Annotated in this window: 1 protein-coding gene and 1 other annotated feature; the gene reads right to left on the reverse strand. The window is 62.6% G+C overall.

Going from position 1 to position 1,321, the window contains the following annotated elements; translation table 11 throughout:
- Positions 1 to 39: 39 nt before the first annotated feature.
- Positions 40 to 1,271, reverse strand: a protein-coding gene (locus ATF69_RS02675) for an IS3 family transposase (RefSeq protein ID WP_146869818.1) whose coding sequence is annotated in 2 segments (ribosomal slippage) — positions 40 to 980 and positions 980 to 1,271 — 1,233 coding nt in all. Because the reading frame shifts where the segments join, the coding sequence is not laid out codon by codon here.
- Positions 874 to 990, reverse strand: a sequence feature (AL1L pseudoknot). It overlaps the preceding gene by 117 nt.
- Positions 1,272 to 1,321: the final 50 nt, after the last annotated feature.

The following is a 1,321-nucleotide window of genomic DNA, read 5'->3' on the forward strand; positions in this document are numbered from 1 at the left end:
TGAACCGCCCCGTGTTTCGTGGAGGCCGGTTGGTTTAAGTCAGACCTCCACCGTGGAGATTTGACTGGCGAGATGCCGGTAGTAGTTTGCCTCAGCTTCGGCCGGCGGTATGTAGCCGATGGGCTCCAAGAGCCGGTGGTGGTTGAACCAGGACACCCATTCGAGGGTTGCCAACTCCACCGATTCGCGCGTTGGCCAGGATCGGCGATGAATCACCTCGGCCTTGTACAGCCCGTTGATCGTCTCGGCCAGGGCGTTGTCGTAGCTGTCACCCTTGCTGCCCACCGAGGGCTCGATGCCTGCCTCTGCCAGGCGCTCCGTGTAGCGAATGGACACGTATTGCGACCCGCGATCGGAGTGATGGGTCAAGGCGCCATCGCGCTCGGGTTGGCGGTCATAAAGCGCCTGCTCCAGGGCATCCAGAACAAAGTCTGTGTGCATGGAGCGGCTTACGCGCCAGCCCGCGATGCGCCGCGCATACACGTCGATCACGAAGGCCACGTACAGCCAGCCCTGCCAGGTCGACACATACGTGAAGTCAGAGACCCAAAGCTGGTTGGGTCGATCGGCCTTGAAGACCCTGTTGACCCGATCCAGCGGGCATGATGCCTTGCCATCGCTCACGGTGGTGCGCACTACCTTGCCACGGCGCACCCCCTGCAGGCCGAGACGGCGCATGAGCCGCTCGACCGTGCAGCGGGCAATGGGGATACCTTCGCGGTTGAGCTGCTTCCAGACCTTGTCGGCACCGTACACCTGCATGTTGGCTTGCCACACGCGCTCGATGTGAGGCGCCAGGACGCCGTCACGCAGAGCGCGCTGACATCGCAGGGCTGGGTTGCGCTGTTGGGCGGCATGGCGCCAATAGCCAGACGGGGCGATCTGCAGCACCTTGCAGATCGACTCGACCCCGTAGGCCTGTCGATGCTGATCGATGAAGCCCTTCAGGACTTCAGACGGCGGTCGAGTTCCGCCTGGGCGAAAAACGCGCTGGCCAGCTTGAGGATCTCGTTGGCCTTGCGCAGCTCCTTGTTCTCGCGTTCGAGTTCCTTCAGGCGCTGCAGGTCGGTCGTCGTGACACCGGCCCTCGCGCCGGTGTCGATCTCATCGCGCTTGACCCATTCGTTGAGGGTCTGCGGCACACAGCCAATCTTGGGGGCGATGGATTCGATCGCGGCCCACAGCGAGGGGTACTCGCCTCGGTGCTCCTGCACCATGCGAACAGCGCGTTCGCGAACCTCGGGTGAGAACTTGTTTGACTTCTTGCTCATGGCTCAATCCTCTCAGAGAAAAGAGCCTCCTCAAAACCCGGGGCGGTTCA

This window comes from Acidovorax delafieldii, assembly GCF_007993815.1.
Lineage (GTDB): Bacteria > Pseudomonadota > Gammaproteobacteria > Burkholderiales > Burkholderiaceae_C > Acidovorax > Acidovorax delafieldii.